We start from the raw sequence: 25168 nt of genomic DNA, 5'->3' as shown, positions 1-25168 counted from the left end.
TAATCGATGATAAATAATATGATTAAACGACTTTTTTCTAAATCTAAGCCTAAGAAAGTAGATCAAACACCTACACCTGAAAAAACGCCTTACGAAATCATTGGCGGAGAGAAAGGTGCACGCGCTATTTCTGAACGATTCTACGACATTATGGCCTCAGATGAATACGCTAAACCGTTATATGATATGCATCCTCAACCATTAGATAGAATTCGCCAAGTCTTTTTCGAGTTTTTATCTGGTTGGTTAGGTGGGCCTTCACTATTTGAGCAAAATCATGGGCAGCCCATGTTGCGTAAACGCCATATGCCATTTTTAATTGACCAGAACTTACGGGATCAATGGATGTATTGTATGAACAAAACTCTTGATATTGAAATTGACAACCCACTACTTCGAGAAGGGCTTAAAAACTCATTTGCTCAGCTAGCAAGCCACATGATTAACCAACATTAATCATAAACAATAAAAAAGACGCTTTCGCGTCTTTTATATTGTTTATATTTGCCACTCTCGGGCTATTAGCTCTTCTGGTTTACTTGAAAGCCAAGCTTGTGGTCGCAAGTAATACTGATATAAGTTTGCCTCAAGGCTGTTTTCAGCTGGTGTAAAGTTATACTCCCAGCGCGCTAGTGGTGGCATCGACATTAAAATAGACTCTGTTCGCCCGCCACTTTGCAATCCAAATAATGTGCCTCTATCCCACACTAAGTTAAACTCAACGTAACGACCACGGCGGTAGAGCTGAAAGTCACGTTGCTGTTCAGTGTACTCATCGTTTTTGCGACGTTCAATAATCGGAATATAGGCATCTAAAAAGCCATTGCCGACTGACTGCATAAATGCAAAGCTTTGCTCAAAGCCTAGTTCATTTAAATCATCGAAAAATAAACCACCTACCCCACGTGTTTCATCACGATGTTTAAGGTAAAAGTACTCATCGCACCATGTTTTGTATTTTGAATAAACATCACTACCAAACGGCACACATATATCGTGTGCAACTTGATGCCAATGCTGTACGTCTTCAAATACCGGGTAAAAAGGGGTTAAATCAAAACCTCCACCAAACCACCATATTGGCTCTTCGCCCTCTTTTTCGGCTATAAAAAAGCGTACGTTGGCATGACTTGTTGGTACGTGCGGGTTTTTGGGATGAATAACAAGTGAAACCCCACAAGCATGAAAACTACGCCCTGCAAGCTCTGGCCTATGGGCGGTTGCAGAACCTGGCATGGATGCGCCAAATACATGAGAGTAATTTACGCCCCCCTGCTCAATTACGTTACCATCAGTAGTTACTCGAGTACGGCCACCACCGCCTTCAGCTCTTTGCCAGCTATCTTCGACAAATTTAACACTGCCATCTGCAGCTTCTAGCCCTTGGCAAATGGTATCTTGCAAAGCCATAAAGTAGGCTTTTACTTGTTCTAATAATTCGCTTTGCATATTACCCTCTAAATACTTTACCGGTCATGGCATCTTTTATTGTGCTGGGTTGTGTGTTTCCACCTAATGGCTCGTCAACATAAAAGCCAACTTGATCAGCAAATTGCTCCTTTGCTTGCTCAATGCTTATTACTGTTTCTTGGCCTGTTAAATTTGCACTGGTTGATACCAGTGGCTTTCCAAACTCTTGGCATAAGCGTTTAACTGTTGGGTGATTTGTTACCCTAACCGCAATAGTATCAAACTGCCCTGTTAACCATTTTGGTGTGCTTTTTGCCGCTGGCATAACCCACGTAATAGCAGCAGGCCAACTAGAAAATATGTCTGCACGTTTGTCCATAGGTACTTTAGCATCATCAACATACTTTAATAATTGCCCATAATTATCAGCAATTAAAATAAGGCCCTTTTCAACTGGTCGTTGCTTAATTGCCAATAATTTTTCAACAGCATGCTGATTATCGGGGTCACATCCTAAGCCGAACACAGCCTCTGTTGGATAAACAATAACTTCGCCTTCATTTAAACATGTAAGTGCTGAAGGCGTATTTGAAAGTTCTGACAAGGTGGTCTCCAAAAATGTTAAACGTTATTGAGTAAGCTTATGCATGCAACTTTTTTGCGGGCATTGTAGTAGTGTACCATTTGCCATGTGTCTTTCTATGACGATGGGCCAATCACATTTAGGGCATGGCTGCTCTACAGGTTTATTATTAAGCGTGTATTTACAGCTTGGGTAGCTGTCGCATGAGTAAAATACTTTCCCAAACTTATTACTGCGAGCAACTAAGTGGCCTTTTTTGCATTTTGGGCATGCTGGTAACGTAGCCTCTTGTTCCTTTTGCTCGTTGTCGTTTGCAATATAATGGCAATCAGGGTACCCCGTACAACCAATAAACATACCGTAACGGCCATTTTTAACCACCAGCGGTTTGCTGCATTGAGGGCAAGAGGAATCTTCAAGTACTTTTATTTCGTTACTTTCGTGTTGTACTAATGGCCTAATAAAGTCACATTGAGGGTAACTTGCACACCCCAAAAAAGGGCCTGACTTACTGTTGCGGATCACTAACTCTGAACCACACTGTGGGCATACTTCGTATTCTTTTTCTAAGGCGTGCTTATTCGCCGAGAAAAGCGAATGGTCGATTTTACTCATAGTGTTCCTAAGAGGTAAGTGAATTTTCGCCTAATATACCCAAACCACTTAAAGATACAAGCTATGCTATGCGCTTCATCTCTAGTAATTTGGGTTATATAAATAAATTCATAAGGTATTAATGCAATAACTCGGTGGGCTCATCAAAAATTAAGTCTTCCATTTGCTCATATGCTTCTTCAGAGCCGGGGACATTAAATAACACCATAAGCACTATCCACTTTAAATCATCTAAGCTAATCGCTGGCTTATCAAGTGCTGCAAGCTTATCCATAACCATTTCACGGGTAATGCTATTAATAACTCCAATTTGCTCAACAAACATTAAAAAGCCACGACACTCAACGTTTAACATATTGCATTCGCTTTCTGTAAATATACGAATAGCGCGCCCTGGGTTAGCGATTAAATAAGGAGATTCATCGCTGTGTTGTAAATCGGCTAACTGTTCTAGCCAATTTAAGGCTTTAAATATTTCTGGTTTATTAAAGCCTGCACGAACTAACTCGTCGGTTAATTCATTTTGCTCAGCAAAAATGTCAGCTTCGCTATGAATGTAATTTTCAAATAGATACATAAGAATATCGAACATGCTACCTTCCTACGCTAAGCCTAATATAACCATCTAAAATGCGTTCAATTTGATCGTCTAACTCTAAATCAAGCAACCTTGCTAGTACTTTATCTATTGGCCATTGAACACGGCGTACAATATCGTCAACAGTTGTTACCTCAAACCCAATACTGTTTAAAACTTCACAATCACTACTTTGCTGAAGCGTCTCTTCTTTACTATATAGACCGCTTTGATAAGAAAAGCTCACTTCATCTAAAATATCTGTCACATTTTCAACAAGTTTAGCACCCTGCTTAATTAAAAAGTGGCTGGCTTGTGCAAGCGGGTTTTTAATAGAGCCTGGTACTGCAAACACCTCTTTATTTTGTTCAAGCGCATAACGCACAGTAATTAATGAGCCGCTTTTAATTTCAGCTTCAACAATTAATACACCTAAAGATAAGCCCGAAATAATCCTATTTCGACGAGGGAAATTATGTGCGTTAGCGGCGGTTCCGGGTAAAAACTCACTAATTAATAAACCACTATTGAGTACTTGTTCTGTTAATAGTTTATGGCGTTTAGGGTAGTAAATATCAACACCCGTGCCTAATACCGCGATAGTTTTACCACTCCCTGCTAAAGCACCTTTATGTGCTGCGCCATCTATTCCTCTAGCCATGCCCGATGTCACAGTAATACCAGCCTTTGTTAATTCGTAGGCAAACTCGGAAGCTATTTCAAGCCCTGTAGGGGTGGCGTTACGGCTACCAACAATGGCTATTTGCGAGCTAGAAAGCAAAGACACATCGCCCTTACAAAATAGTAATAAAGGTGCGCTAGCTATGTGTTTTAGTGAATCTGGGTAACGTGTATCAAAAAAACAAATAACTTCAATATTATGCTCTGCAACAAGCCGCTCATAATGCTGTACTTTTTGCCAATCTGTATTGAGTAAATTACTGGCCTGATTAGCCGTTAACCCTAATTCGTGTAATTTAGCGTGGGGTAAGTCAAACAATGACTCAAGTGGGTGGTGTTTAGATAGGGCTAATAAGGTTTTTGTGCCTAATCCCTTACACATATAAAAGGCAAGCCAGTGAGCTAACTTGCCTGATGACTGATCCATGCTCTCTCCTAGAGCACCGACTCGCTACTTCTTAATGAATAACTGCAATATCTCCAACGCGAATTGGGTGCTGGTTTTTTGTTATTAATGCATAACTTACTTTGTCATACACTTTGAATACAATTAACTCGCCTACTTTTTCTTTAGGCATTTTCCATGTTGTATTATCTTCGTCAGCTTTATTACTAAACAACTGACTTGCATCAGATAACAGCTTTTCAAATTTACTTGAATCCTCTGGGTAACGAGGACCACGAGGGCCATCAATAACCGTAGGTGACTCACGCTCTAAATCTAAAACATGACCTGGTTCAATATTTTGCTCGCTGCCTAAGTTTAGCACTACAACATCCATCGTGCTGAATTCTCTTACTTGGCGAGGAGACGCTATAACTTGCCCTTCTACTGGCTCTAGTGGGCGGTGAATATCAAAATAGGCTGGCAGCAACTGCCCCTCCATTGCTGGCATTAAAAAATCACCTTGTTTAATTTCTCGTTTTACTGACTCAACACGTAATGACGACGGCACACCATTACTTTCATCGCCACTTCTAAACGCTCGCGCCATGCCAACGTACGATGCACGCGTTGCTAATACTTCGCCTGTGTTTAAATCTCTGTAGGGTTCACCCTCGTTGTAAATCGCATAAGCACCATGTACTTTTAAGTCACCTTTAACGTATAAAATATGGCCTAACGTTTGTGTTTTTGTGTTTTCGTTAGCACCTAACACATACGGCATATTTTTTATATCGTCGCTGTTAATCGCTTGCTCGTAACTTAAATAAGGTTTAATCATTTGCAAAGGTAAAGTGGTAATTGCATTCAACCCTTTTGGGGTAATACGTCCTTGAGGTGACAGCTTTCGGTACGCTTTATTAATAACTAAACGTGGATTTCCGTCAGCATCGTATATAAGTGCCAATGCATCACCCGGATAAATTAGGTGAGGGTTATCGATTTGCGGGTTCATTTGCCATAGTTCTGGCCACAACCATGGCTCGTCTAAATAAATGCCAGATATATCCCACAACGTATCACCTTTTTTTACAACATACTGTTTTGGTGCATCTTTTTTTATTTTTAGCACATCAGCAATCGCCCCAAAAGAGGTGCTTAGTGCCAGTATGATTGCAACTAACGGAAATTTCATTGAGCTTCCTTGTATTGTTTTTTCATTATTATTGCCCAAAACCTGTTAAAGGTGAACGTGAATGGCTAAAATAAGAGCATACAATACCCTAAATTAAGCACAAGTGAAAAAGGTAACTAATGGCTAGGTTAGAAGTTTTAAGATTTCCAGATGAGCGTTTACGTACAATAGCAAAAGATGTTGCAGACGTTGACGACCAAGTTCGCCAAATTGTAAAAGACATGCTCGAAACCATGTACGACGAAAATGGCATTGGTTTAGCAGCAACACAAGTAAATATCCACCAGCGTATTGTGGTTATTGATGTCTCTGAAGAGCGTGACGAACCACTGGTATTAATTAACCCGCAAATCATTAAAAAAGATGGGTCAACGATTAGCGAAGAAGGCTGTTTGTCAGTGCCTAACTCGTACGCAAAAGTAGACCGAGCAGAAACAGTGACTGTGGCCGCACTAAACGAAAACGGTGAAGAGTTTGTGTTAGACGCAGATGAGCTATTAGCTATTTGTATTCAACACGAACTAGACCACCTTCAAGGCAAGCTATTTATTGATTACTTATCTCCATTAAAGCGCCAACGTATTCGTAAAAAACTTGAAAAAGAAGCTAAGTTTGCAGCACAGTAATCAGTACCTTAGGAAAACTCAGTGATCCAACCATTACGCATAATATTTGCCGGTACGCCGGATTTTGCCGCACGCCATTTACAAGCGCTAATAAATAGCGAACATGAAATTGTGGGCGTATATAGTCAACCAGATCGCCCAGCAGGTCGTGGTAAAAAATTAAAAGCGAGCGAAGTTAAAGCGCTAGCACTTGAAAATGACTTGCCTGTTTTTCAGCCTCAGTCATTAAAAAATGATGAGGCACTTGCAGAGCTCACCGCTTTAAACGCCGACATAATGATTGTGGTGGCCTATGGCTTAATTTTACCCAAAGCTATTTTAAATGCGCCACGCTTAGGCTGCTTAAACGTGCATGGTTCTATACTACCTCGCTGGCGTGGTGCTGCGCCTATTCAACGTGCAATTTGGGCGGGTGACGAGGAAACGGGTGTAACCATAATGCAAATGGATGAGGGCTTAGATACCGGCGACATGCTGCATATTAGCCGCTGCCCTATTAGTGATACAGAAACCAGTGCCAGTTTATATAACAAACTAGCAGAGTTAGGTCCTAGTGCATTAATCAACACCGTTAATAAGCTAGCTAATGGCGACATTACCCCTCAGCCTCAAAATGATGAGCTAGCTAACTACGCTAAAAAACTCTCTAAAGAAGAAGCAAATATAGATTGGTCTATGAGCGCCGTGCAAATAGAACGTAATATTCGCTCTTTTAATCCTTGGCCAGTGTGTTTTACCCAAATGGGCGAACAAACCGTAAAAATATACCAAGCGAAAGTAGTTGATCAATCAGGTAAGCCAGGCGAAATTTTAACAAGTGATAAAAACGGTGTTGTGGTTGCCTGTGGTGAACACGCTTTAAGTATTACTCAGTTACAACCGCAAGGTAAAAAACCAATGGCAATTAGCGACTTTTTAAATGGTCGCAGTGACTGGGTTAGTCCTGGCACACTATTAGGCGAAAATAATGAATAAAGTACAAAACGTACGAGCGCTAGCCGCTGAGACTTTATATAACGTGGTTGATAAAGGCGCTTCGCTTAATCAAGAACTACCATTTGCAAGCCAAGGTTTACCACCAAAAGACAAAGCACTGTTACAGCAAATTTGTTATGGCGTATTACGCTACTTACCTAGCCTTGAAAACTACTGCCAACATTTAGTAGAAAGCCCACTAAAAGGTAAACGCAGAATTTTTCAGTTTTTACTCTACGTAGGTATTTATCAATTGCAGCACATGCGCGTTCCACCGCATGCAGCAATAAGCGAGACCGTAAATGCACTGGGTCAAATGCGCGCACTAGGATTAAAAGGGTTAATAAATGCTATTTTACGTAGCTTTCAACGCCAGCAAGCAGAGCTTGAAGAAAAAGCAAAGCTTATTCCAGTGTGTTTATACAACCACCCCAATTGGTTTATTAAACAGGTAAAAGAAGCCTACCCAGAAAACTGGGAAGCTATACTTGAAGAAAACCAGCAACAAGCGCCAATGTGGTTACGTGTAAATCAATCACAATTTAGCACGCAAGAATACAGCGATATGCTAACGGCTAACGATATAGAACATACATTAAACCCAAACTTTATAGATGGGATTAAACTAGCCAAGCCGCGTGATGTTTTTTCACTTCCTGAGTTTGATACGGGTGCTTGTTCAGTGCAAGATGCAGCAGCGCAATTAGCTGCTCGCTTTTTAGAGCCAAAAGATGATGACGTTATTTTAGATGCCTGTGCAGCACCCGGCGGTAAAACATGCCATATATTAGAGCTTGCCGACGCCGACGTACTTGCACTTGATAGCGATGCCACTCGCCTTGAACGCGTAAAGCAAAACTTAACCCGTATAGGTTTAGGTGCCGACCTACAATGTGGTGATGCATCGCAACCGCACACATGGTGGGACGATGAACAGTTCGATCGTATCTTATTAGACGTGCCTTGTTCAGCAACCGGCGTTATTCGTCGCCACCCTGATATAAAATGGCTACGCCGTGCATCCGACATTGAAGACTTAGCCGCACTACAAGGCGATATACTCAATAGCATTTGGCCTCTACTCAAGCCTGGTGGTACATTGGTATATGCAACATGTTCGGTTCTTCCAAAAGAGAACCAACAACAAGTTGCTAAATTTTTAGCTAATAACGATGACGTAGAGCATATTCCACTTCATGATAAAGACACCCTCATCACACCGGGTTTACAGCTACTTCCGGGTGAAAGTGATGGTTTTTATTACGCTAAAATGGTTAAAAAAGCCTAGTTAAACAGGGCTTAATAACGCGTACAACAAGCCATTTTTAAATTTAAAAATGGCTTTTTATTACTACTTAATACACTGGTAAATAATGAAAATAATCATACTCGGTGCTGGACAGGTTGGCGCCACGCTAGCTGAAAACTTAGTAGGCGAACAAAACGAAATTACCGTAGTAGACATTGACGGTAATCGTATACGCGAACTGCAAGATAAATACGACCTTCAAGGTGTAATGGGCCACAGTGCTCACCCTGATGTTTTGCGCCGCGCCGGCGCAGACGATGCCGATATGATTATTGCGGTAACCAGCTCAGATGAAGTAAACATGGTGGCGTGCCAAGTGGCGTATAGTATTTTTAATACACCCACTAAAATTGCCCGAATTCGCTCTGAGCAGTATTTAAAATACCGTGAAAAACTTTTCCAAAACGATGATTTACCAATCGACCATTACATTGCCCCAGAAGCGTTAGTTACTAAGTATATACGCCGCTTAATTGACTACCCTGGCGCATTGCAAGTATTGCAGTTTGCCGATGGTATGCTCTCGCTAGTTGCAGTAAAAGCCTATTACGGTGGTTTATTAGTGGGCTATGCCTTATCTGCATTAAAAGAGCATATACCCAATGTAGAAACTCGCGTTGCAGCTATTTACCGTCAAGGCAAAGCCATTAAACCGCTCGGTACAACCGTTATTGAAGCCGACGATGAAGTATTCTTCATTGCGGCAACCAAACATATACGCGCCGTAATGAACGAACTGCAAAAGCTTGAGCGTTCATACAAAAAAATAATGATTGCTGGTGGCGGTAACATTGGTGCAGGCCTTGCTCGCTCTCTTGAAAAAAATCACACCGTTAAGCTAATAGAGCGCAGTAAAGAACGTGCTGAACAGCTTTCAGAAATGCTCGACAACACGGTAGTATTTTGTGGCGACGCCTCCGATCAAGAACTTCTTTCTGAAGAACATATCGAACAAGTGGATGTGTTTATTGCCGTTACCAACGACGATGAAGCCAATATTATGTCGGCCATGCTTGCCAAACGCATGGGCGCGCAAAAAACCATGGTGCTTATTCAACGTGGTGCGTATGTAGACCTAGTACAAGGTGGCGAAATAGACATTGCCATATCGCCGCAACAGGCAACAATTTCTGCATTGTTAACCCATGTACGTCGAGGTGATATTGTTAACGTGTATTCATTGCGTAAAGGGGCTGCAGAGGCTATTGAAGCAGTTGCTCATGGCGATGAAAATACCTCCAAAGTAGTTGGCCGTGCAATTGCCGATATAAAACTACCAGCCGGAACAACTATTGGGGCCATTGTGCGTAACGACGATGTACTCATTGCCCACGACGACACCATTATTATGTCGGGCGATCACGTGATTATGTTTTTAATTGATAAAAAGCATATCAACGTAGTAGAAAAGCTCTTCCAAGTAAGTGCTATATTTTTATAACGCATCAAACACAAAAAAGCCGCTGAACATGGCGGCTTTAGTGGAGTATGATTGGGGCTTATCAATGCTACTGTACTTTGGCAAATTCTTCTTTAGAAAGCTCACCATTTCCATCTGTGTCTAAATCTTTAAAAATTTTCACTAGTTGTGAGTTTACTTGAGCTTCTTCCATGCTGATAACACCGTCACTGTTGCTATCAAACGATGCAAAGTCTACCGCTGCATAAGCTGCTGAAGAAGATGCTAAAACTAAAACCGCAAGTGTTGTATTTAATGTTTTCATAGTAATGTTCCTAGTAAAATGAGAAATCCTTTTCTAAGATCCCTGTCTGTGAAAAATAGCTAAACCAATACCGGCTAACTTTAAAATTTTGCAAACTCGTCTTTAGAAAGCTCACCGTTACCATCTGTATCTAGCTCTGTAAACTCAGCCATTAAATCGGTGTCTATTGCCGCTTCACTTGGGCTAATTGCTCCACTGCTGTCGGTATCTAAACTGTCAAAATCTGATGCTGCAAACGCAGCTGAAGAAGACGCTAATGCAATAAGTGCTAATGCTTTATTTAAATGTTTCATAACTTAATCCTTCATACTTAATGTTCTATCAAAAAAATGGGCTTATTACCTTTTAAAATGGTTTCACTTCCTTGTTATCCTTTTTCGTAAGCTCCCTTGCCTACTTAGGTTGTCTTTGGCAACTCAGGATTCCATTTACTGAATTTAGGCTTTTGAAAACTCTTCTTTTGATAACTCACCATTTTGGTCTGTATCGAGCTCTGAGAACATGCTCATTAATTTTGCATCAACTGATGCTTCGGCTTGGCTAATTGCACCATTACCGTCTACATCGAGTGTATTAAAGTCAGAGCCTGCAAAAGCGGCTGACGAAGAAGCGAGTGCGATAAGTGCTAATTTTTTATTAATGCGTTTCATAGTATGTATCCTTCAAGTTGTATGTGAGTGATTGGTACTTACTGTTAATCACGTTTTTCGATTAGTACAACCAGACTATTACAACTTAAATGCCAATATTTATTAGTTTATATTTTTCAGTGCCTTACGTGTTAAACACTGAAAAAAGTGCAAATTTAAGCATTATTTTTGTAGCTATTTAGCAACGCTGGTTTAATTAAAAACTATAAGTTATTAAAAATCAGATATTTAGGTTTAATGTAAAAAACCACAAAGCAAAGTTATTTAAATGATCAAGGTGTAATTAGGTATTGAGCAGGAAGTTTTAAACTGAACAAGGTGTAAAAATAAAATAAAATATAAAAAATTTTAATGCTATATCTCTGTTTTTATTTAATAAAAAATAATAATTTAGAGGTTGGTAATTTATTTTCGTTCATAAAGTAAAAAGTCGCTATTTTGTTGCAAAATAGCGACATTAAAACCTAATCGGCATCGAGTTCTATCATAGCGGGGTCAATAAAGTGCTCTTTCATAAAAGCTTTCATCTCTTCTTTACTGGCTAATAACTTAATGCCGCAACGCACGCCTGCATTATGATCTTTCACGCTGCACACTTCGCCTTCAAAGCCTTTGCTATTACTACCTAATACCACAGTGCATTGTGAGTCTTTGATGCTTTCTAGATCTGCGTCAGTTTTTACATCAAACATAGCCCCCGTTAGTGAAATATCTTTTATAACACCATCGAGTACCTTGTCATCACTGAGTTTAAGTTTTGCAGGTAATAGAGTTGGAATACGGGTTTGCGAACGTAAACTAAATAGCTGAACTTGCTTGGGGTAGTTTATAAAAATCAGCCTAACGGGGTGTGATGCAATAGATTTAATTTGCTGTCTAAACGCAATTATTTGTCCATCATCCCCCTCTATTAATGCTCTTACAACTACGGTGACGCCATCTCGTAAGTAATCATTTGCACCCGGTAAACGTTTGGCTGTAGGAAAGTTTAAAATAATAAACTTTTCATCAAGCAAGCCTACCATTTCTGTTTTCACGCGCTTACTGCTAGTGGGTGTTAATATTTCTAAGTCAACTAAACTGCCAACCGGTATATTATTTAATTTATCTGCATGTGTTGCTGGCATATCCATTCCATAAACATAGTAGTAAAACGTTGTGTTTTATCCGCGCCAAAACGTAGGCGTAAATAACACAAGCAAAGTAAAAATTTCTAGTCGGCCAAATACCATTGCAATAGTCAGCAACCATTTAGCGCCGTCGGTTATTGCACCATAATGCGAGGCAACATCACCCAACCCTGGACCTAAGTTATTTAAACACGCTGCCGTGGCCGAAAACGCCGTAATATTATCCATTCCCGTACCCATAAGCGCCAGCATAATAATAATAAATACTAAAGCATAGGCAGAGAAGAACCCCCACACAGCTTCTACAACCTTATCGGGCAATGCTTTACGGCCAAGTTTGATTGAATAAATAGCACGAGGGTGCACTAGGCGGTTTAGCTCACGTACGCCTTGCAGGTAAAGTAAAAACACGCGCACCACTTTCATACCGCCCCCGGTAGACCCTGCACAACCACCAATAAAGCTCGAAAATATTAATAAAATAGGTAAAAACAGCGGCCATGTTGAAAAGTTATCGGTAGCAAAACCCGCCGTTGTACTCATTGATACCGCTTGAAATAGTGCTTGGTCAAGGGTTTCATCACCATTGGCGTATATCTCGTTCGACGACAACACAGTAAAACAAATAACCACCAGCGCCAATTGAATGCATAAAAATACTTTAAACTCGGGATCGCGAATGTAGACCTGCACGTTCCGGCTTGCCACCGCAGCGTAGTGCAAGGAGAAGTTAATAGCGGCAATGATTAAAAAGAATACACAAATAAAGTTAATAACCGGGCTGTCGAAATGGCCCATAGAAGCATCATAAGTCGAAAACCCACCAATGGCGACGGTAGAAAACGCATGACAAATGGCATCAAACCAGTCCATTCCTGCCGCCCAATACGCCAACATACAGGCAATGGTTAACGACACATAAATATACCAAAGATGCTTTGCGGTATCGGCTATGCGAGGGGTCATTTTTGAGTCTTTTACTGGGCCGGGGATTTCAGCACGGTACAGCTGCATTCCACCAACACCTAGCATGGGCAGTATTGCAACAGCTAATACAATGATCCCCATACCGCCAAACCACTGTAATTGCTGGCGATAAAACAGCACTGACTTAGGTAAATATTCAATCCCCGTCAGCACCGTAGCGCCTGTGGTTGTTAAACCCGAAAAGGCTTCAAACACCGCATCAGCAAGGGATAAGTTAGGTTCTTGTAAAAAGATAAGAGGCAAGGATGCGAATGCCCCCAGTACCAACCAAAACAAAACCACAATTAAAAAGCCTTCGCGGGCTTTCAAATCCCCGTTTTCATGTCGGTTTGGGTAATACGCTATTAAGCCAATAATAATACTGAAAATAAACGCTAAAACAAAAGGAACACCACCACCATCTTTATAAATTAAAGACACCACAGCAGGTGGCACCATGGTAATACTAAACAGCGCAACAAGTTGCCCAAGAATTTTTATGATGGTACGAAATTGCATTTAGCTAATCGCTTTTATTATTAGTAAATTCAGGCTCAACTGCATTAGCCTGGTTAAATAGAATGAATATGCATTGTATGCAACGTGTGTAGGTTATTACTCTTTAATAGTTAACTCAACTGCGCCGTGGCTTAAATCGAAAATATCTTTAATTGCTTGATGTGCTTGGCGGCTATCAATAGTGATCACCCAATCAATATTAGCAGTAAATTGCTTTTCAATGTTGAGCACTTGGTAGTGCGTTTTAAGTAGCTGCTCAATTGCGCCTTGCATGCTGTACTCACTGCTGCCAAGTAGCTCAACACTTGGAACTTTAAGTACGGTGTCTAATTTGGCTAATGCATTATTTAACGATCCACCATAGGCTCGTACTAACCCGCCAGTTCCAAGTTTAATCCCTCCAAAATACCGGGTCACCACGGCAGTAACTTCACCAAGTCCCGATCCCACCAGCACATTTAACATTGGTTTGCCGGCTGTACCATTTGGCTCACCATCATCTGAAAAACCATACACGTGGCTACCACCGGGGTTACCTGCCACATGGGCCCAACAATTATGCCGAGCATCGCTGTATTTATCTTCAATACTTTTAATAAAAGCTTTAGCTGCGGCTAAATCGGGAGTATGTGCAATATGCACAATAAACGTGCTTTTTTTAATTTCTTCTTGGTGAAACACAGCGTCGGCTGGGTATTTATATTCTGACATATTTTACTTAACCAAAAAAATGGGGCCATTAGGCCCCTTCTCTTGCTAACTTATCACTTAATCTAAGTGTAAGTCGCGCGTCATATTTTCTAAACTATCATCGTGCACAATAATGTTATCTTCAATACGAATACCGCCATAAGGTTTAAACGCTTCAACCTTATCCCAGTTGATATATTGCTTGTTGTCGGTTTGCGCTAAATCACCTAACAACGAATCAATAAAGTACAAACCAGGTTCAATAGTAAACACCTGATTTTTCTCTATCATACGTGTACAACGTAAAAATGGGTGTCCTTCTGGAGATGCTTGATGAGTACCTTTATCGTCACTCATAAAGCCGCCCACGTCGTGTACTTGTAAACCAAGGTGATGCCCTAAACCATGCGGAAAGAAAGTAGAGGTAATTTTACGCTCTATAATATCTGCAGCCGGTAAGTTAACTATATTAAAGTCGCTAAGAATTTGCGCTATGCGGTTATGGCACTCAACATGTAAGTCGCCGTAAAGCATACCTGGCTTTAATCCTTTACCTAATTCGATTTGCGTAGCCGTCATTGTATTAACTAGCTCAGCAAATTCACCCTGCTTTTTGAAGTCATAAGTACGCGTTATATCTGCGGCGTAGCCGTTAAAGTTTGCGCCAGCATCAATTAAAAATGAGTTATGTGTTTGCGGCGCGTTTGGCTCAAAATGAGTGTAATGCAAAATAGCGCAGTTTTCGTTAAGCGCCACTATATTACCATACGGCATTTCGTTTTCGCTTTGGCGTGTAGCCATAAGGTACGCTTGTTGAATATCAAACTCACTGCCACCATTAAAAAAAGTGTCGCGAGCAGCTTTATGGCCATCAACCGCTATGCGGTTAGCATTACGTAAACACTCAAGCTCATACTGCGTTTTGTATGCTCTATTAAAGTGTAAATAGTTAAGCACGGGCTCTGGGTTCATTATGCTAAAGCCAAGTGCTTGAGCTACTTCTATGTATTCGCCCATGTAAGCGTACTTTGCTTTGTCATAAGGAAGTAGCTTTTCAACCTGATCGGGTTGTAACAATAGCTCTATATCAAAATATTCAGCCCAAAAATCACGTGGTTCGTCAGGTACTTTATGCCAAAAATCAACAGGACGATAAAAAATAAGCTTCGGTTTGTCGCTACCATTAACAACAATCCAGCAATGTGGATTATCAATAACAGGTAACCAAGCTTTAAAGTGAGGATTAACTTTAAACGGGTAATACATGTCGTCTAAAAATTGGCGCTTTGCTTGGCCAGAGTGAATAACTAATCCTTCTAACCCTTCGCTTTCGCAAATTGTACGAGTACGCTGCTGCAGTGTTGCAATATGTTCGGCGTATAAAACGGCTAATTTATCCATTGTTAATCCATCTGTTAAATTTAACTTGCTTTGAGTCTACCACTTATAGCTATTACGCTCAAAAAAGGGGAATGGCCCACTGTGAGCACAATCCCCCTTATTTAAACTTATGTTTACTAACCGCCTATTTTCATTTCCAGTATGGGAGCCAGTAAATTACCCTCTCGGCCCATACGAGTATGATATACCTGCCTGTAAGCAAATACATTTTTGACATAATCGCGTGTTTCTCTATACGGAATAAGCTCTATCCATAACTCTGCTGGCATTGCATCATCAGGCACCCAACGTTTTATACGATGGTAGCCTGCGTTATAAGATGCTGTAGCAAGTATCTCGTTACCATGATTTTTCTTTTTCAAGTAACGTAAATAACTGGTACCTAGCCTAATATTTGTTTTAGGTTGATATAATCGACTATTAGACACACTGCCTTTATTTACATACTTAGCGGTACTTGGCAGCAATTGCATTAAACCTCGTGCATTAGCACTTGATCGCGCGTCAGGAGCAAATGAGCTTTCACGCCTTGCAATAGCAATACTCCAAGCTACATCTATTTTATTACGCTTGCTGTAGCGCTCAAATATGTCTTGAAAAGCAAATGGAAAACGTTGTTCAACATTATCCCAGGCTTTTATTTTTGCGAGTGTGAATATCGTGCTGTCGTGCCACCCCAAATTGGTAGATAAAACAGAGGCTGCAAGCTTTTCTTCTTCATTTGAGGTGTTTGTTAAGTAATTCCATTCACGTCTAGCTGAAGTAACACGCTCTAACTCATATAATGCTTTTGAACGTTTAAAACCAGGGGCATTACTCACCTTTGCAATTAATTGCTCACTAACCACTTTTGGTTGATTATTTAGATCAACCGGCAAGCCTAGACGCGCAGCGGCTAAAAAACCGTAGTAGTCTCGGTTAGTCGCAATACTTTGCCACATTTTTTTAGCTGTTTGATCGTCACCGCGTTCTGCATAACTATACGCAAGCCAATATTGCTGGCCTAAACTAAGATTTTCTTTGCCTGTAAAAAACGCAGCAATACCTGCCCAATCTTGGGTTTTAAGCATGTTACCAAGCTGCCATTGCATTAATTTGTTGTCTTGGCGCTCTTTTGGCACTTTGTTTAACCAAAAACTGGCTTGCTTATGTCCGCTAGAAGCAAGTGATAAAGCAAAGGTGTAGTATAAATCTGCCTTTTCTTTATCGCTGTAGTTAAACATACGCTCTATTTTTTCCCATGCGCGCAGCGCTAGTTCTTTGTCGCGCCAAATTAGACGCTTAACACCATAAAGTGCAATTTCACCCTCTTTAGGCGATTTATTTTTATAGCGATATAATCCCGCCGCAGCGCTTGGGTCGCGGCGAACTTTTAAATATAAGTCAGCAAGGTAACGCTCATTTTTTGGTAAAAGTGTTTTTAAATAAGGTAGTAGGCTTTGCGTTCCGCCTTGCGCGGCAAGTGTAATTCGTTGCCATACAGTATCGGTATTCATATAGCCTTTTTTGCGCCAGTACGAGAATAACGAATCGCACTCCTTAGGTTGTGACTTTCCCACCGTCCATAAATCCGTCACCTGATTTAAAATGGCTTTTTCTGGGGCGCCTAAATCTAATTGATACCCCAAATATGTACAGGTGTATTCAGCGTTGCTGGTGTCGCGGTAATTACGAATATACGCCGCTTTTCTATTATTTTTTTCAAGATACTCCAGCCATACTTTACGAACAGGCCACTCAAGTGGCGTATGCTGATATATATTTAAGTAATCTTCTATTTCTGCTTGATATTTTATGCTCGGGTTTCGTTGCCAGTATGTTTTTTCTACATACGGTTTAAGTGGGTGGTTTAGGTTATTAACTACGTTTTTAAACTCGCGGTAACTTGCGTTGCGTACTTTTTTTTCAGCATCTAAAAATGCGTCGTTATCGATGCTAGCCTCGGCAGAATAAAGAGGAAAAATAAAAGCAGCTGCCGCAAAACTAAATAATTGTTTTTTCATAATGTCCTTTAATAAAAAATTAAAGTAGTGAATAAAAGCTTTTTCACCACCTTAGCACCAAACCAGCTATATTTTAACCAGTCGTTTGTAACCGAGTTAAATTTTTCGTTGCATTTTTTACTCAAAGCAAGCACACTGATTGAAATGCAAACTCATCGTACCAGTCTTAGTTCGTCAACTAGGGAGAATAAAATGTTATATAAAAGCGATTCCTTTGAAGTTAGCTTCCTAAAGGAAAACATCGCCGAGTTTAAGTTTTGTGTTGCAGGTTCTGTAAACACATTATCTCAAAAAACTCTTTCAGATTGTGCAGCAGCATTAAAAGAATTAGCTGCTAATTCTGATATCAAAGGCATGGTTTTTACCAGTGATAAAGACCACTTTATTATTGGCGCCGACATCTTCGAATTTTTACCTACATTTACTAAACCTGAAGAAGATTTAGTCGTGTGGATCAAAAACGCAACTGACGTTTTTGATGCAATTGAAGATCTTCCATTCCCAACTCTAAGCGTTGTAAACGGCTTAGCACTTGGCGGCGGATGTGAGTGGGCACTTGCTACCGATTATCGTGTTGCAAGCGAAAGCGCTAAAATGGGCCTACCAGAAGTTAAACTTGGCATAATGCCTGGTTTTGGTGGCACAGTGCGCTTACCACGTATCATTGGCGCAGATAACGCCATGATGTGGATCACCTCTGGCGCTGAAAACCGCGCAGCTGACGCCCTTAAAGTAGGTGCGTTTGACGCGGTAGTTAGTGCTGACAAACTTTTAGAGTCAAGTGTAGCAACACTTGAATTAGCGATTGCAGGCAAGCTAGATTGGCAAGCAAAACGCAACGCAAAACTACAGCCACTTAAATTAAACCGTGTTGAGCAAGGTATGAGCTTTGCTATGGCAGAAGGTATGGTAATGGGTAAAACCAAAGGCCACTATCCTGCTCCGGTTATGGCAGTGCGTACTATTAAAGCAGCGGCAAACTGTACTCGCGATGAAGCAATGGCAATCGAAAATGCTAACTTTGCAAAACTTGCGCGTACCAACGAAGCTGCAGCGCAAACGGGCATTTTCTTAAATGACCAATTCATCAAAGGTAAAGCACGCAAACTTGCTAAGCACAGCGATGTAGAAATTAAACAAGCTGCAGTATTAGGCGCGGGTATTATGGGCGGCGGTATTGCATATCAGTCTGCTTATAAAGGCACACCAATCATAATGAAAGACATCCAACAAGATGCGCTTGATTTAGGTATGGGTGAAGCGTCTAAATTATTAGGTGCAAAAGTTAAGCGTGGCCACATGCCAATGGAAAAAATGTTGGCAACACTAAGCAAAATTAAGCCAACACTTAACGATGCAGACCTACAAGACGCTAACATTATTGTTGAAGCCGTTGTAGAAAACCCTAAAGTTAAGCAAGCAGTATTAGCAGACCTTGAAAAGAACATGCCAGAAGGCACTGTACTTACATCAAATACGTCGACTATCTGTATTGACCTACTTGCTGAAGCACTTGATAAACCAGAAAATTTCTGTGGTATGCACTTTTTCAACCCAGTGCCAAAAATGCCATTAGTAGAAATTATCCGTGGTGCAAAAACGTCAGACAAAACAATTAACGCAGTCGTTGATTACGCCCTTAAACTTGGCAAGTCTCCTATTGTTGTAAACGATTGCCCAGGCTTTTTTGTAAACCGTGTTTTATTCCCTTACTTTGCAGGCTTTAGCAAATTAGTTGTTGAAGGCGCTAACTTTGCAAAAGTAGATAAAGTAATGGAAAACGTATTTGGCTGGCCTATGGGTCCGGCTTACCTACTTGATGTTGTAGGTATTGATACGGCTTATCATTGTACTGGCGTAATGGCTGACGGTTTCCCTGAGCGTATGGCACGTGCAGAAAAAGATCCGGTAACTGTTTTTGCTAACGAAAAACGTTTTGGTCAAAAGAACAAAGCAGGTTTTTACAAGTACGAAACAGACCGTCGTGGTCGTCTTAAAAAATCAAGCGATGCAACAGCCGTTGAGCTACTAGCGCCAATTACTGATGCACCGAAAGAATTCGATAAGCAAGAAATCATTGACCGTTGTATGATTCCAATGATCAACGAAGTACTTCTTTGTTTACAAGAAGGCATTGTTGCTTCTCCACAAGAAGCTGACATGGCACTTGTTTACGGCGTTGGTTTCCCTCCATTTAGAGGCGGCGCGTTCCGTTACTTAGATCAAACTGGTTTAGCTAACTTTGTTGCAGCAGCAGACAAATACGCTCACCTAGGTGCGATTTACCAAGTATCAGAGCAAACTCGCAAATGGGCTGAAGAAGGCCGTGTTTTCTATAAGGTGGAAGGTTAATATCATGAATAATCCAGTAATTGTAGATTGTATCCGCACACCAATGGGTCGCTCAAAAGGCGGCGTATTTAAAAACAAGCGTGCGGAAGACTTAAGCGCTCATTTAATGAAGGGCTTACTAGAACGCAACCCAGCGGTTGATCCAGCATCAATCGACGACATTTATTGGGGTTGTGTACAGCAAACATTAGAGCAAGGCTTTAACGTTGCACGTAACGCATCACTACTTGCGGGTATTCCACACTCAGTACCAGCAACCACAGTTAACCGCTTATGTGGTTCGTCAATGCAAGCATTGCATGACGCAGCACGCGCCATTATGACGGGCGCTGGCGACACTTACCTAATTGGTGGTGTTGAGCACATGGGCCACGTTCCTATGACTCACGGTAACGACTTTCACCCAGGCTTAGCAACTTCAATTGCACAAGCATCTGGCTCTATGGGTTTAACAGCAGAATACCTTGCTACTATTCACGGTATCAGCCGTCAGCAGCAAGATGAATTTGCTTATCGCTCACATCAACGTGCACATGCTGCAACAGTTGAAGGCCGTTTCCGCCGCGAAATTTTAGCAATGGAAGGTCACGCAGCAGATGGTTCTTTAATTTTAGTTGAAGATGACGAAGTAATTCGTCCTGAAACAACGGTTGAAGGTTTATCTCAGCTTCGCCCAGTATTTAACCCAGCTTCGGGTTCTGTTACAGCGGGTACGTCTTCAGCACTTTCTGACGGCGCATCAGCCATGTTAGTAATGAGCGAAGAAAAAGCAAAAGAGCTAGGTTTACCAATTCGTGCGCGCATTAAAGCAATGGCGGTTGCCGGTTGCGATCCATCAATCATGGGTTACGGCCCAGTACCAGCAAGTAAAAAAGCACTTGCCCAAGCTGGTATCACTATTGATGACATCGACGTAGCTGAGCTTAATGAAGCCTTTGCTGCGCAATCACTACCAGTACTTAAAGACTTAGGTTTAGCTGATGTGGTTGACGAAAAAGTTAACTTGAATGGCGGCGCTATCGCACTGGGTCACCCTCTGGGTTGTTCTGGTTCGCGTATTAGCACATCGCTAATTCACTTAATGGAAGACAAAAATGCTAAGTACGGTTTAGCGACAATGTGTATTGGTTTAGGCCAAGGTATCGCAACTGTATTTGAGCGTGTTCAAGACTAATACTCTTAACACGTAAACCATCTTGGTGAGTAAAAAGGCGCACTGACGAAAGTTAGTTCGCCTTTTTTATTTGCCAAATTTTAAGGCGCTATACTAAGGCAATTTAGATTTGTGTTGTTGTGATCGGGTTTATAATTTGGCGTTGATATAAATACACTTAAATTAAAACTGATCCAGATCTAAGTAAAATAGTTAATTTATACTTAAAATTACGCTAAACTTTGGCGCAACAAAAAATCTGACTACTCGTAAAGTCACAGATTTGAAAACTATTTACAGGCATACGTACTATGAATTTTGATAATCCCGATCACCAATTAGATGCCATTGGCCTTCGCTGCCCCGAGCCAGTAATGATGGTACGTGCTGCTATTCGTAAAATGAACGACGGTGAAACCCTGCTTATAACTGCTGATGACCCCTCAACCACCCGTGATATTCCAAGTTTTTGTGTATTTATGGATCACACGCTGGTGGCTAAAGATGCCGATGAAGCACCGTATAGGTATGTGGTGAAGAAAGGGCTTTAAGGCTCATCGCTCAAATACTGTGTTCTTATTAAATTATTGCTTTTGAAGTGAGAATTATTTTTTTCTTCTAAATAATGAGCCACTCGGAACCACTCAAAATCCAAGTGAAATTTCTTTTTATTGTTAACTACTAATGCTGGTGGCCCCAAGAGTCGATTCATGTTTAAGTCTATATTTTGATCAAGTAACTTACTAAAATAATCTTCAGCCTCATTTACTGATTTATTCACCAAAGTACGTAGTTTAATCATTAAATCAAAAATCCCCTCAAAATAACCATCTATCGCTTTGTTGAGGTCAACTAGATCAAACCTTAACAGCTCATCTTTAAATGCAGAGTTTAACCCCTTTAACAACTTTATCTTTTCTTTCTCTTCCATTGCCGATAATACGAGTGGAATCTGAAATTTTGTTGTTACACCGTTTCCATGTTTACTTTTAGATGGATATTTTAAAGTTAACCTATTTACGGGTAACATTTTATGTTGGCATAAATTTCTCAAGTTGCAGCATAGAACATAATATTGATTATCTTTAAAGACCTTCTCTCTTTCTATTAATAGTTCAGGTAACAAAGATTGATCAATATCATTAATTATCGAAAACTTATCACGTTTAATATACAGTCGATCTAAAACTAATTTTCCAGTATTCAAAATACTTAAATAGGATATATTTAATTTAGTACGGCTTTTTTGATTTTCTATATAAGCATGTACCTCAGAGAAACGTGAAAACTCTTGTGAGAGCTGAGCTATAGTAAGCAATGATTTGAATGTTTTAACTTCCTCTATCAAAACATCAAATAAATTTTCTATCTCAAGTTTTCTTGAGAATACTCTATATTTTTTTAAGCACTCATTTGAGTCTAATTCAGTTAACTTACTTCGTTCAAACCTGGGCTTATCATTTTCTAGGTAGCAATACTCTATATAATTATTCAATGCGCTACCCCTTATTCCAACGGTTCAATTTCATATTAACGTCCTTGTCACAAATCTATAAGTTTACTCGAGCAACTAAAAGCTGACAGCTTATAGCTTGCAGCTCTTACTTCTTTGTTATTGTCACTTTTGGCTCATCATAGTCACTAAAATCAATGCTTACTATGTATGTTCCTTTTATCGCAGGTGTGTAACTAAAGTAATTATAAATAGTATTACAGTCTGCCGTTGCAGCTTGCCCAAGTGTTAAACTTTGACCTTGTGGGTATGAGTCGCTGTAACCACAGTTAAAGCCTTCACTAAAATCGGCATCGGCAATTTTGAATTCGTACACTTTACCTGGTGTGCTAAATTTTACCTGTGCTTGATACAATGCTGGGCCCACTAAGTTAAATTGATACTGTGGCTCTGCGTCCCATAAAGTAAAATCGCCTCGCAGGTACATGGTGCGGTCGAGTTCTTTTTGTGGCAATACATCGTTAATTGATATTTGGCTTGAACATGCACTGAGTAACCCAGCAATAGCGAGTGGTATTATTTTTTTTATTGAAATCATCAATTTTCATCCTATTCATTATACCTATTAGCTTAATTAAGTTAGGTAGGTATTAAAACTAAAAAGCCAGCGTTATGCTGGCTTTTTAAATTGCTAATGGTTGTTATTTTTGTAAAACAGAAATATCTGCAATATCCAAAAATAAACCACTTAACTGGCTTAATAGCGCAAGGCGATTTTGCTTAACAGCTTCATCGTCGGCCATAACCATTACGTTGTCAAAAAAGTTATCAACACTTTCACGAATGCCTGCCAATTGGCTAAGCGCTTCTTGGTAGTTTCCATCGGCATAAAGTGGTGCAAGCTCAGTTGCAAATTTTGCCACTTGTGATGCCAATACTTTTTCAGCGTCGTCGCTTAATAAGCTCTCATCAACATTACCTTGGCTTGTGATGTCGTTTTTAGCAAGAATGTTACTTACGCGTTTATTTGCGGCTGCAAGGGCTTCTGCTGCGTCTAAAGTACGGAAGTGGCTTACGGCTTTAACACGACGGTCAAAATCAACTGGTTTAGTTGGACGACGTGCTAGCACAGCTTGAATAACATCTACTTCAATACCTTCGTCTTGATACCATGCACGGAAACGTCCAAGCATAAATTCAAATACGTCGGTTGATACATTCAGGTTAGTTAGCTTATCGCCAAACAGTGTTTGTGCTTTTGCTACTAGGTCTAAAATATCAAGAGGTAACTCTTTTTCTACCATAATACGCAATGCACCAATAGCAGCACGACGAAGTGCAAATGGGTCTTTATCGCCTTTTGGTGCTTGGCCTATACCAAAAATACCCACCAGCGTATCAAACTTATCTGCAATGGCTACTGCACAGCTAATTAGGTTTGTAGGTAAGTTGTCGCCTGCAAAGCGTGGCATGTATTGCTCGTTTTGTGCAAGCGCTACATCTTCTGCTTCACCGTCAAAGCGAGCGTAATGCATTCCCATGACACCTTGTACATCGGTAAATTCCATTACCATTTCGGTCATTAAGTCTGTTTTACTTAATAGGCCTGCACGTTTTGCTAAGTCTTTATCTGCGCCTAATTGCTCAGCAATATACCCTGCAAGTTCGCTAATACGCTCAGACTTGTCTTTAAGCGTACCTAACTGCTTTTGGAATAAAACGGTATCAAGCGATTCTAAACGGCTTTCTAATGTTTTCTTTTTGTCGGTCTCAAAGAAGAACTGTGCATCAGCCAAACGTGGGCGTACAACTTTTTCGTTACCTGAAATTACTACGCTTGGGTCTTTACTCTCGATGTTAGATACGAACAAAAACTTATTTAAAAGCTTGCTGTTTTGATCTAATAACGGGAAGTATTTTTGATCGTCCTTCATGGTGTAAATTAGCGCTTCGGCTGGTACATCTAAAAATGCTTCTTCAAATGTTGCCGTTAAAGTAACTGGCCACTCTACTAGTGATGTTACTTCTTCTAGTAAATCTTCATCCATTGCAACAACAGCGTTAACTGCGCTTGCAGCTTCTTCTATTTGTGCACGTATTTGCGCTTTACGTTGTTCGTAATCTGCAATAACGTAAGCAGATTTAAGTACATCAAAAACCTCATCAGCATGGTTAATGCTAATTTTTTCTGGGTGATGAAAACGGTGACCTTGAAGTTGGTTACTTACTTGCTTACCAAGGATCTCACCTTCTAGCAATTCGCTACCAAATAAAATAGTGACGGTATGAACTGGGCGAATAAATTGTGTTTTATTCGCACCCCAGCGCATTGGCTTTGGTATTGGTAATTTACTTAACGCTTTTGCGATAGCATCTGCCATTAGCGTTTTAGTTTCTTGCCCTGCTACTTTAGCAATGTGCAATAACCATGCGCCTTTATCCGTTTCAAGTGTTTGTGCTTCACTTACATCAATACCACAACCGCGAGCCCAACCCATTGCTGCTTTTGTAGGGTTACCTTCACTATCAAATGCTGCTTTAGTTGCTGGGCCGCGCTTTTCAACTTCTTTGTCCTGTTGTTTAGCTTCAAGTGCTTTTACTTGTAAACCTAAACGACGAGGCGATGCATACCAGCTTACGCCTTGATGTGCTAATTCTAGCGATTCTAACTCTTGAGTTAAATTTGCAGCAAATGCCTCGGCAAGTTTACGCAACGACTTTGGTGGCAACTCTTCAGTGCCAATTTCTACTAATAAATTTTGTGCTGTCAT

At 40.5% G+C, this 25168-nt stretch carries 25 protein-coding genes; 8 read left to right on the top strand and 17 right to left on the bottom strand.

Features of this window, described 5'->3' with window-relative positions:
* Positions 1-18 precede the first annotated feature (18 nt).
* Positions 19-456, top strand: coding sequence for a group II truncated hemoglobin (locus ATS72_RS11630; protein ID WP_021032469.1), 438 nt, complete (start codon positions 19-21; stop codon positions 454-456).
* A 42-nt stretch (positions 457-498) separates the two neighbouring features.
* Here ATS72_RS11630 and hemF read toward each other — a convergent pair whose 3' ends face one another.
* The 6 genes from hemF to ATS72_RS11600 form a co-directional block, all read right to left on the bottom strand.
* The gene (gene hemF / locus ATS72_RS11625) at positions 499-1449 is read right to left on the bottom strand and encodes an oxygen-dependent coproporphyrinogen oxidase (RefSeq protein WP_058430334.1); all 951 of its coding nucleotides are present in this window, start codon (positions 1447-1449) and stop codon (positions 499-501) included.
* Between the two features lies 1 nt (position 1450).
* Entirely contained in the window at positions 1451-2014 is a 564-nt protein-coding gene (locus ATS72_RS11620; protein ID WP_006794007.1) for an L-threonylcarbamoyladenylate synthase, read from the bottom strand.
* A gap of 24 nt (positions 2015-2038) precedes the next feature.
* Entirely contained in the window at positions 2039-2608 is a 570-nt protein-coding gene (locus ATS72_RS11615; RefSeq protein ID WP_010558124.1) for a DNA topoisomerase family protein, read from the bottom strand.
* Positions 2609-2726: 118 nt separating this feature from the next.
* Positions 2727-3200, bottom strand: coding sequence for a DUF494 family protein (locus ATS72_RS11610; protein WP_006794005.1), 474 nt, complete (start codon positions 3198-3200; stop codon positions 2727-2729).
* A gap of 1 nt (position 3201) precedes the next feature.
* Complete coding sequence (dprA, locus tag ATS72_RS11605) at positions 3202-4293, bottom strand: DNA-processing protein DprA (RefSeq protein WP_008130810.1); 1092 nt, start codon at positions 4291-4293, stop codon at positions 3202-3204.
* Between the two features lie 31 nt (positions 4294-4324).
* Positions 4325-5446: a LysM peptidoglycan-binding domain-containing protein gene (locus ATS72_RS11600; protein WP_006794003.1), complete on the bottom strand. Its 1122-nt coding sequence runs from the start codon at positions 5444-5446 to the stop codon at positions 4325-4327.
* A 119-nt stretch (positions 5447-5565) separates the two neighbouring features.
* Between ATS72_RS11600 and def the strand changes: the two genes are divergently transcribed.
* The 4 genes from def (at position 5566) to trkA (ending at position 9797) form a co-directional block, all read left to right on the top strand.
* Positions 5566-6072: a peptide deformylase gene (def, locus tag ATS72_RS11595; RefSeq protein ID WP_006794002.1), complete on the top strand. Its 507-nt coding sequence runs from the start codon at positions 5566-5568 to the stop codon at positions 6070-6072.
* 21 nt (positions 6073-6093) lie between these two features.
* Positions 6094-7047, top strand: coding sequence for a methionyl-tRNA formyltransferase (fmt, locus tag ATS72_RS11590; RefSeq protein WP_058430333.1), 954 nt, complete (start codon positions 6094-6096; stop codon positions 7045-7047).
* Positions 7040-8335 (top strand): 16S rRNA (cytosine(967)-C(5))-methyltransferase RsmB, encoded by a 1296-nt coding sequence (rsmB, locus tag ATS72_RS11585; protein WP_058430332.1) that lies wholly within the window; start codon positions 7040-7042, stop codon positions 8333-8335. Before fmt ends, rsmB begins: the two co-directional genes overlap by 8 nt.
* An 85-nt stretch (positions 8336-8420) precedes the next feature.
* Complete coding sequence (gene trkA, locus ATS72_RS11580) at positions 8421-9797, top strand: Trk system potassium transporter TrkA (protein ID WP_006793999.1); 1377 nt, start codon at positions 8421-8423, stop codon at positions 9795-9797.
* Between the two features lie 67 nt (positions 9798-9864).
* Here trkA and ATS72_RS11575 read toward each other — a convergent pair whose 3' ends face one another.
* From ATS72_RS11575 to ATS72_RS11540, 8 genes are all read right to left on the bottom strand, one after another.
* Positions 9865-10080, bottom strand: a complete 216-nt coding sequence (locus ATS72_RS11575) for a calmodulin (RefSeq protein WP_006793998.1) — start codon at positions 10078-10080, stop codon at positions 9865-9867.
* Between the two features lie 80 nt (positions 10081-10160).
* Complete coding sequence (locus tag ATS72_RS11570; protein ID WP_006793997.1) at positions 10161-10373, bottom strand: calmodulin; 213 nt, start codon at positions 10371-10373, stop codon at positions 10161-10163.
* A gap of 144 nt (positions 10374-10517) precedes the next feature.
* Positions 10518-10730, bottom strand: coding sequence for an EF-hand domain-containing protein (locus ATS72_RS11565; RefSeq protein WP_058430331.1), 213 nt, complete (start codon positions 10728-10730; stop codon positions 10518-10520).
* 464 nt (positions 10731-11194) lie between these two features.
* The gene (locus tag ATS72_RS11560; protein ID WP_039038511.1) at positions 11195-11857 is read right to left on the bottom strand and encodes a flagellar brake domain-containing protein; all 663 of its coding nucleotides are present in this window, start codon (positions 11855-11857) and stop codon (positions 11195-11197) included.
* 36 nt (positions 11858-11893) lie between these two features.
* Positions 11894-13345 (bottom strand): TrkH family potassium uptake protein, encoded by a 1452-nt coding sequence (locus ATS72_RS11555; protein WP_008130797.1) that lies wholly within the window; start codon positions 13343-13345, stop codon positions 11894-11896.
* A gap of 96 nt (positions 13346-13441) precedes the next feature.
* Entirely contained in the window at positions 13442-14056 is a 615-nt protein-coding gene (locus ATS72_RS11550) for a YigZ family protein (protein ID WP_058430330.1), read from the bottom strand.
* 57 nt (positions 14057-14113) lie between these two features.
* Positions 14114-15436: a Xaa-Pro dipeptidase gene (gene pepQ, locus ATS72_RS11545; RefSeq protein WP_058430329.1), complete on the bottom strand. Its 1323-nt coding sequence runs from the start codon at positions 15434-15436 to the stop codon at positions 14114-14116.
* A gap of 116 nt (positions 15437-15552) precedes the next feature.
* Complete coding sequence (locus tag ATS72_RS11540; RefSeq protein WP_058430328.1) at positions 15553-17439, bottom strand: transglycosylase SLT domain-containing protein; 1887 nt, start codon at positions 17437-17439, stop codon at positions 15553-15555.
* A gap of 192 nt (positions 17440-17631) precedes the next feature.
* Between ATS72_RS11540 and fadB the strand changes: the two genes are divergently transcribed.
* From fadB to tusA, 3 genes are all read left to right on the top strand, one after another.
* The gene (gene fadB, locus ATS72_RS11535) at positions 17632-19791 is read left to right on the top strand and encodes a fatty acid oxidation complex subunit alpha FadB (RefSeq protein ID WP_008130792.1); all 2160 of its coding nucleotides are present in this window, start codon (positions 17632-17634) and stop codon (positions 19789-19791) included.
* A gap of 4 nt (positions 19792-19795) precedes the next feature.
* Positions 19796-20965: an acetyl-CoA C-acyltransferase FadA gene (gene fadA, locus ATS72_RS11530; protein WP_008130791.1), complete on the top strand. Its 1170-nt coding sequence runs from the start codon at positions 19796-19798 to the stop codon at positions 20963-20965.
* A 290-nt stretch (positions 20966-21255) separates the two neighbouring features.
* Positions 21256-21495, top strand: a complete 240-nt coding sequence (gene tusA / locus ATS72_RS11525; RefSeq protein ID WP_006793987.1) for a sulfurtransferase TusA — start codon at positions 21256-21258, stop codon at positions 21493-21495.
* On the opposite strand, the gene ATS72_RS11520 is transcribed toward tusA, so the two are convergent.
* From ATS72_RS11520 to glyS, 3 genes are all read right to left on the bottom strand, one after another.
* Positions 21492-22439, bottom strand: a complete 948-nt coding sequence (locus ATS72_RS11520; RefSeq protein WP_058430327.1) for a hypothetical protein — start codon at positions 22437-22439, stop codon at positions 21492-21494. The two genes, tusA and ATS72_RS11520, sit on opposite strands and share 4 nt — an antisense overlap.
* A gap of 106 nt (positions 22440-22545) precedes the next feature.
* Complete coding sequence (locus ATS72_RS11515; protein ID WP_058430326.1) at positions 22546-22995, bottom strand: hypothetical protein; 450 nt, start codon at positions 22993-22995, stop codon at positions 22546-22548.
* Positions 22996-23098: 103 nt separating this feature from the next.
* On the bottom strand, positions 23099-25168 hold the full coding sequence (gene glyS / locus ATS72_RS11510; RefSeq protein WP_058430325.1) for a glycine--tRNA ligase subunit beta: 2070 nt from the start codon (positions 25166-25168) through the stop codon (positions 23099-23101).

It is taken from the genome of Pseudoalteromonas sp. 13-15, assembly GCF_001468205.2.
Lineage (GTDB): Bacteria > Pseudomonadota > Gammaproteobacteria > Enterobacterales > Alteromonadaceae > Pseudoalteromonas > Pseudoalteromonas marina.
The sequence above is the reverse complement of the archived record's forward strand: the minus strand, read 5'-3'. Positions and strand labels throughout refer to the sequence as shown.